This is a genomic window from Tumidithrix elongata BACA0141 (genome assembly GCF_036349135.1).
Taxonomy (GTDB): domain Bacteria; phylum Cyanobacteriota; class Cyanobacteriia; order Pseudanabaenales; family Pseudanabaenaceae; genus Tumidithrix; species Tumidithrix elongata.
This window is the reverse complement of sequence record NZ_JAZBJZ010000163.1, coordinates 1-8,572: the sequence shown is the minus strand read 5'-3', so window position 1 is coordinate 8,572 and position 8,572 is coordinate 1. Positions and strand designations below refer to the sequence as shown.

The 8,572-nt window shown below is 44.2% G+C and carries 5 protein-coding genes; 4 read left to right on the top strand and 1 reads right to left on the bottom strand.

Annotated features, from left to right (window positions below; all coding sequences use genetic code 11):
* The first annotated feature begins 23 nt into the window (after positions 1–23).
* The 4 genes from V2H45_RS23690 (at position 24) to V2H45_RS23675 (ending at position 7,104) form a co-directional block, all read left to right on the top strand.
* Positions 24–4,622 carry a polymorphic toxin-type HINT domain-containing protein gene (locus V2H45_RS23690; RefSeq protein ID WP_330486162.1) on the top strand — a complete coding sequence of 1,533 codons (4,599 nt, stop codon included), beginning with the start codon at positions 24–26 and terminating at the stop codon, positions 4,620–4,622.
* A 13-nt stretch (positions 4,623–4,635) separates the two neighbouring features.
* Complete coding sequence (locus V2H45_RS23685; protein ID WP_330486161.1) at positions 4,636–5,124, top strand: hypothetical protein; 489 nt, start codon at positions 4,636–4,638, stop codon at positions 5,122–5,124.
* Between the two features lie 289 nt (positions 5,125–5,413).
* On the top strand, positions 5,414–6,685 hold the full coding sequence (locus V2H45_RS23680; RefSeq protein ID WP_330486160.1) for a polymorphic toxin-type HINT domain-containing protein: 1,272 nt from the start codon (positions 5,414–5,416) through the stop codon (positions 6,683–6,685).
* A 2-nt stretch (positions 6,686–6,687) separates the two neighbouring features.
* A complete protein-coding gene (locus V2H45_RS23675; RefSeq protein WP_330486159.1) occupies positions 6,688–7,104 on the top strand; it encodes a hypothetical protein in 417 nt (138 codons plus the stop codon).
* A 419-nt stretch (positions 7,105–7,523) separates the two neighbouring features.
* Here V2H45_RS23675 and V2H45_RS23670 read toward each other — a convergent pair whose 3' ends face one another.
* Positions 7,524–8,411, bottom strand: a complete 888-nt coding sequence (locus V2H45_RS23670; RefSeq protein ID WP_330486158.1) for a Uma2 family endonuclease — start codon at positions 8,409–8,411, stop codon at positions 7,524–7,526.
* Between the last annotated feature and the right edge of the window lie 161 nt (positions 8,412–8,572).

Genomic DNA, 8,572 nt, shown 5'->3' with positions numbered 1-8,572 from the left:
TCTTGACGGAGATTGTCGATCCTTTGGGAAGATCTGGGGTGAAGAATGAGTATGACGCGCAGGGAAGGTTGAAGTACATCTATGACGTCAACGGTAATCCCGTGGAAATGGCTTACGACCCCAATGCTTCCAAACAGATTGTTACCGATGCACGCGGTTACTCCACGACATATTTCTACGATACTCGCGGAAACGTTCTCACAGAAATTGATGCCAAAGGTGGCGTGATTACCAGAACCTATGATGACGACAACAATTTACTCAGCGAAACCGATCCAGATGGTGTCACCACAACTTATACCTATGACTCCAATCGCAATCAGTTAACAATGACCGATGCCAAAGGGAATACCACGCGCATGACCTATGACGTCAACGGTCGCGTTACCACCGTAGTTTCTCCAACAGGTTTAACAACCAGCGCCAAATATGACAGTCACGGCAACTTAGTAGAAAGCATCGATACAGATGGATTGAAAACCACCTATATCTACAACGCACGCGGACAATTGCGCTTTCAAACCGCACCCGACGGACAGGTCACAGAATATAACTACGACCAATTTGGCAACCCCAATGTCATGGTCGATAGTCGGGGTAACAAGGTTGAAGCTGAATACGACCTCAACGGTCGCATTGAAACTGCCACCAGCACATTCAATCTAAACGGACAAATTTATACTTTGGGAATGGAATACGACTACGACGAGAATGGACGCACGATCGCTACCCGAACCTCTCGCGGCACAAGTCAAGCCATGACTTACGACAAACTCGGACGCATGAAGTCAACGACCGACGAGTTTGGCAATGTCACCACCTACAATTACGACCTCCAAGGAACAGCCTCTGGGAATAATGCCGCAACAATCGGTTCAGTCGTAACCCGCATTGATGAGATCGTCGCACCCGATAACACGCCCAACAACAGCAGCGACAATCCCAGAATTATTAAGAAGTACGACCAGAACAACAATCTGATTGCCGAAATCTCACCCACTGGGCTAGAGACTCGTTATGTCTACGATGAATTAGGGCATTTAATCGAAACCATCATTCCCGATACCACACCCAACGATTGGGATGATAATGCCCGTATCAAAACCAGTTATACCTTGGGAAGTCGCGTCAAAACCCAAAGCGATATTTTTGGCAATGAAGCCAAGTCTTTTTACAACAACGACGGTCAACTGATTAAATCGCAGGATATCCTCGGTAACACCACCACCTATACTTACAACCAAGGCGGACAAATCGAAACGATTACCGATCCTCGAAACCGCGTTACCACCTATATCTACGATGACAAAGCCAGAGTTCAAGAGGTAATTGCCTTCGACAACTCGCGCTACAAGCTCACCTACGATGAATTGGGAAGAGTCAAGACCGAAACCAACGAACTCAATCAAACCACAACCTACGAATACGACGCTTTTAGCCAAGTCAAAACCGTAATTGCCGCCGATCGCTCTCGCACAGAGTTTGAATACGACCAGCGCCGTAATTTAGTCAAAGTTACCGATGCGATCGGGCATAGTGTCATTTACAAATACGACCAATACGGACAGAAGGTCGAAACGCAGTTTGCCAATAATGACAAGGTGCTAATGGCTTACGACCAGTTTGGTCGCGTGACTCAAGTTACCGATGAGAACTCCCATAGCACCAAGTACAGCTATGACAATCTCAGCCAACTCACGCAAGTCGAACTTGCCAATCAAGCTAAGACCAAATACACCTACGACAATTTATCGCGACTCACAAAAGTTACCGATGCGAATCAAAATGTGACGAAGTACGAATACGATGCTTTCAATCGTTCCACGTCTACAATCTTGGCGATGGGTCAACGGAATCTCACGGTTTACGATAAGTTCGGACAAGTCACCAAAACCACTGATTTTAATGGCGATAGTATTAATTATGCTTACGATGCGATCGGGCGTTTAGCGAATAAAACGTTTACCGATTCAAGAATTTCTACGGTTGCTTATACCTACGACTCGGTGACTTCGCAGTTAAAGACGGTTTTGGATGGCAGAGGTATCACGAGCTATACCTACGACCAACGAGACAGACTTAAAACGATGCTCACGCCCGATCAGAAGTCTGTGACCTATGGTTATGACTTGTTGGATAATATTACGTCGGTAACGACGCAGGCGGCGACGATTAATTACAGCTACGATGCGCTCAATCGTCTGGATACGGTGAAGGATGGTTCGCGGTTGCTGGCGGATTATGATTACGATTTGGTGGGTAATCGCACGCAAACGAAGTTGGCGGATGGTTCGGTGGAGTCGCGACTGTATGATGCTAGAAATCGGTTGACGCAGTTAACGACTAAGAATGTGACGGGGACTGTGTTTTCTGGTTTTACCTATACGCTGGATGGTGTGGGCAATCGCACGAAGGTGGTGGAGAATACGGGTAGAACGGTGGATTATGCCTACGATGTCGTGAATCGGTTGACGCAGGAGCAGATTACGGATTCTGTATCAGGAAATCGCACGTTTGGCTATAGCTATGACCTGATGGGCAATCGGTTGAGTAAGTCGGATACGTTGGAGGGTGCGACGAGTTATTTGTACGACGCGAATAATCGACTGACGAGTACGACGGCTGGGACGAAGGTGACGAGTTTCAGTTATGACAGTAATGGTTCGTTGAAGCTGCGGAGTGATGGTTCTAAGAGTGTTGTCTATGATTGGCTGAATGATGGTGAGAATCGTTTGGTTGGGGTGAGTTCGACTAGTGCTGGGGTGAGTTCGCAGTCTAGTTTTGTTTATGATGCGTTTGGAAGTAGGGTGTCGAGTACGACGGATGGGGTCAAGACAAATTATCTAACTGCGCCTATTTGGGATTTGCCTGAGGTGTTGTTGGAGTATGACGCGAATGGGAATGTGACGGCAGATTATACGCAGGGGATTGGTTTGGTAAGGTCTCGGCGGAATAGTCTGGAGGGTTTTTATCATGGGGATGGTTTGGGTTCGACTAGGGTGGTGACGGATAATGTGGGTTTGATTACGGATAGATATGCTTATGATGCGTTTGGGGTGACGTTGGAGCAGTCGGGTACTTTTGGCAATTCGACGCAGTTTGCAGGTGAACAGAGGGATAGTGCGACTGGTTTGGATTATTTGAGGGCGAGGTATTACGATCCCATGTTGGGAAGGTTTATCTCGAAGGATGCGTTTGGTGGGTTTATGGACGATCCCATGAGTCAAAATCCTTATGTCTATGCGAATAATAATCCTGTGAAGTATACCGATCCTTCGGGGTATTTCTCTATTGGAGAACTTGCGGCTGGTATTGCGATTACTGGCATTTTAATCAGTGGAAGTGCGAGTGCGGGTTATGTTGGGGCTTCTTATTTAACGGGTGCTTCTAGTAGTCCTGAAGATTTGTTGAATTTTGCGGATCAATGGGTGGCTGGGTTTGCTCATGTGGTTTCTTTTGGGCAATCCACCAGATATCGCAATTGGGCGTATGGAGAAGATGCGAGTCAAAATCATCAAGGGTTCCTGTGGAATATGGGAATGCTTTCAGGGGCGAGTGTGAGCATTTTGACTGGAATGCGGATTCCTGCAAACTTAACTTTCGGAATGGGAACGGCTAAGTGGTTGGCGACGGCTCATACGGCGGGGGGTACTTTTACTGCTGCTTTTGATTTTGGTAGTAGAGTGCGTGATAAAGGATTGGCTGGTCTGGAGTGGCAGGATGCGTTTCTGTTGTTGCCTTTTCTGCCTTATGCTGCGCCTGCTGCAAGGACTTTTTTGGGTAATGCTAGGGCGATTAATGGCAAGCTCAAGGATTGGGGGCAAATGAGGGTTCGTAGTTCGGCTGAGCCTGTATTTGAGCCAAGCGTGGAGCCAGTACCTAAGGGTAACTGCTTTGCGGCAGGCACAAAAATTCTTACGACAGAGGGTGAGAAGAATATTGAGGATATAAAGGTTGGCGATTGGGTGATTTCCGATGACCCGAATACTCCTGGAGACATTGAAGCAAAACAGGTTCTAGATACTTTTGTTAGAGAAACGACAGCGTTAGTTGAGATCTACATTGAAGGAGATGTAATCTCAACTACAGGTGAACATCCATTCTGGGTAGCAGATAAGGGATGGGTCAAAGCGAAAGATTTAGAAGTTGGCAGTTTATTGCAAACGGAAGATGGTAGGGTCATTGATATTGACAAGATTGAGAAGAGAGAAGGTCAGTTTGAAGTTTATAATTTTAATGTAGAGGGATTTCACACTTATTTTGTGTCTGAACTAGGGATTCTGGTTCATAATACTTGTGTTTATACAACCACTGATAATCGGGTTAATTTAAATCGCCCTGAAGGTACGTTTGTTACACGGGAAAATATTACGGATCCCCAAACACTATATGAACACATAAGACGTAATGTGCCAAGGGGTAATAGACCCAAAGATCAATATTATCCGAACTTTGTTACTGCAATAGATGTCGCGGAAGAAGCTTTGGGAATTGATCCAGGGGGTAGACTAGGAGTTACTGCATGGATTCCTCCCAATACAAATGGAGCTAAAATTAGTAATGTATGGAGTGTTGCAGAACCTGTTATAGGAGAACCCGCCGTACTCACATTGTTAGATTAGCAGATATAAAATCATGAAACAAATAATTGACACTGTAAAACAAAACATAACTCAAAAAAGAATACTTTGGGCTTATCCAATTGCACTCAATCTAAAAAAACATCACTATAGTTTGGCAATCCAATGGGCAATAGAATGCATAAAAATATATTCATCTGAGGTTAATTCGGATAAACTCTCCCAGCTTAATCATTATATTCAGCGGGTTTTGTCAAAGGAAAATGATCTAACTCCTTTACAATGTGATGAAATTGGTCAAGAAATATGGTATTTACCTGAAAGGGAAGAAGTTCAAACTGCAATAGCTCGTCTGTGGTGGTCTATCTCAGCTTTTAAATTGGAAAAAGAACATGGTGGAATAATGGAAGCCATATCGGCGGTTGAATTACTATTACCTGATGTATCCAATCGTTGTCTACTAGATCGATACCTAGAAGCTGCTGTAAAAATTTGTGAAGAATACGAATCGCAAAATCAGTCATACGAGCAACCTAAAAACTAGAGAAGTAAAACAAAAGCAGTTCAGATTTATCCATTGGAGACATTCTACTCCCTTCCCACCTATAGATTAGACACATATTAAAAGCTGAAAATTGATAAAGGTGGCTTCTCAAGGGTCTAGTTTTTGACTGGGAAGGGAGTAGCTAGTGCAAGCAATTAGGATTGCTACACCCACAAAATTATCGCTTCATCATTGACAGCGTTATTTTCTAGTTCTGGGTGTCGCTTTTAGTGCAGTCTTTATTCTAACTGCGGCGGCAACTGGTGCTAGTGCGGAGCAGATTTTGAGGATGTTTGGCGATTGGGGTACGGGGTTTGCCAGTGGTGTGTCGGGTGGAATTTTGACGGATATTCATGAGGCTTCTTCTGGTCAGAAGGTTGAGCCTAAATATTCGGTATTGTTCAATGCGGGGAATATTACGGGGATTGGAGTGTCGTTCTTAGTTGGCATGAGGGCGGCGACTTGGGCAAGTACTTCTATTGGTTCTTTGAAATGGATTGGCGTATCTATAGGTGCTGTAGAGACTGGAATAAGTGTCTATGGTGCTGGTAAAGCAACTAAAAATCTTAATGATAGCTATCAGGAAAATGGCAAGTTTGAAATAGAGGATGCATGGAATCTATTAGCCTATATTCCTTTTGCTGGCTCTCTATTAGGGGTTAGGCAGTTTATTTCAGGAAGTAGAGCGGTTAAGGGTAGTACAGAGTCTGTTAATGGGGTAATGGCGGCTAAAAATACTGTCACTAAGACGGGTAATTGCTTTGTCGCTGGTACAGAGATTCTCACGATTGAAGGTGAAAAGAATATTGAGGATATTCAGGTTGGTGATTGGGTAATTGCTGATGACCCGACGACTCCAGGGGAGATTGAGTCGAAGCAGGTTCTAGAGACTTTTGTCAGACACACTACGGCATTAGTCGATATCTACATTGATGGTGAGGTAATTTCAACGACAGGTGAGCATCCATTCTGGACTCCCGATCTGGGCTGGGTGGAGGCTAAAGGTCTTCATGTTGGAAGTTTGTTGCAAACTGAAGATGGTAGAATTATTGATGTTGATGGTGTGGATAAGCGTGAGGGTGACTTCACTGTTTACAACTTCAAGGTTGAAGGCTTCCATACCTACTTCGTCTCTGATCTAGGCATTCTCGTTCATAATAATTGTGACAGTAGCTCAGGACTAGTCAAAGTTGTAGAGGAAGATCCAACGAACGCAGGACGATCCTTTGCTAGGTATGATCCCATCACTCAACAAGAAATGTTTTCAGCAAGATTGGAGGAGGGTGGTCATTTGCAAATGGCTTGGATTGAAACTGGCACGGTACGCCAAGTCGCCGATAATATACGAGAAATTCAACGTTTTACAGGACAGAAAATTACAAAAATTTATGGAAACGCTTCTGATGGCATACTCGGTGCTATTGAAGCAGGAAATTTCAATTCTCAGTTGTATGAAAAAACTTTGGCAAGACGACTGGGAGGGGCATGGCAAGTTGAAACAATTCCTCGACAAGGACAAGGATCAGGTTGGAATATTATAGCGACGAGAATTGGAGATTAAGCATGACTAGTACAAATGATTATCAATATTGGCCGTTCCCAGTTAGTGAGGAGGAGAGACAAATACCTGAACAAGCTGAAAAGCTGGATTTTCTGCAAGATGCATACTTAGATGGGTTTGAATCTTACCGAGCCGTTCGTGGCATGGACGATTATGGTGCTAATTCTGAATTGCGCTCAGGTTATATTCTTCAAAGGGGACGGCAAAATCGTTGGGAGTTCCTACTAGGTGAGGGGAACAAAACTCGTTTTTCAGCTTTAGTAACCAGCTTTAAGGTAGCTGGAGCAGGAGTGAGAGCTTGGCTCAGTGGGCGAACAACAAGTGACATTTTAGAAGATGTGAAAGAATACTTAATTTCTCCACCTAGGCTAGAAGATTTTTGGGATAAAGGGAAAAAAAAGGCTAAGGATGGGGGATAGGTTCTATTCTTTTACCACATCAATTTGAGAGTTCCTATCTGAACTTCCCAAAAAAGAACCAGTAGAGTAGAGTGCGTTCATGAAATGAAACGCACCAAATAAATTTGCTTGTAATCTATCCTATTATTCCAGAGATCTCCATTCAACTCAATCGCCCTTGAGATGATAAAATTCCGCTAAAACTTTAGAAGCTATCGCATTTAAGGGAAAATCGATCCATAAGAAGCGATCAGCATTTTTTCATAAATTTGCAAGCGATCAGGATTTTGGGATTTAGTAGCGGTTAGCATTCAGCTATTAGCGATTAGCTTTTAAAAGCCTTGCTACGCAAGGTAATTCACAATTGATGTCCTAATTTACCTGATGGTTGGTATAGTAGCGATCAGAGGGCATGAATTTGCAAGCGATCGCCGATCGCCCTAAATTTCATCAGGATTTATGCCCATTGACCTCAAGTAGGCTGAAAGCCTCTCATTTTTTTGTCGCTCTTGCTCTTTAAGTTGCCGTTCCTGCACAGCAACCAACTCCGCCTGCCTTTGAGCAACCTCAGCCTGCAACCTAGCCTGCATTTCAACAACAGCGCGTTCATCACCAGTCAGAAGCAAATTCCCATCCGCATCCCAAAACCGCAACCAAGGGATAGGTGTTTCTTCCTTGCCAAACTGAATACCCATCTCAACCCCCATCGGCGGAATCGAAAAATGACCGCGAGCATTAGGTTCTATCAGTTGATAACGCTGATTTACAAGCTGATAAACCTCAACAGCAGCCTTGCTCTCCTCATAAATCGCATAAAAAGGGATTTTGACCGCTTGCTCGTAAACCCAAAACTTACCAGCTTTCTTTCTCTCTCCAGTTTTCGGGTCAATCTCATTGGGATCTTCTGGAGGAGGCGAATCATCTCTCTCTTCAGACCCATTTCCAGAGACAAACTCAATCGCCAGCAAAGGCGGAACTAACTCTTTCCACATTACATAAGAGCGACGGTATTTCCCTTTCAGAAGTGGCGGTACATTTGCCACATAAAACCAATCAGGTGCTTCTGCACCCTTTTCGGGCGGTTCAGTCAATTTCCAGTAAATACCACTATCCTGACCAATACAATACTGCCCATCAGGATGCAACTTCTGTAAAACTGGCTCGATAGAACTGGTTAAAACCAAACTTTGTGGGTGTTCCTGAAAATTCTTCACAAAGGTTCCATCTGATTCCGGCAGTTGCGTATGATCTGGTTCGTTATTTTTAGACGTGTAACTAGGAGTCGATGGAGAAGTCGTCTTTTTTACGAATTTTTTAATGGTATCCATACTGACTCCGTAAGACACGTCAACCAAGATTTTAACACATGATTAACAGTCTACTCGACAGCAAACTGATCAAAATCGCCAGCGACGCCGAGAACGACACCATTCGCTACAGCCTCATTTCTCACCCCGACGGCATGGCGATCGAGCAAAACACAGGAAAA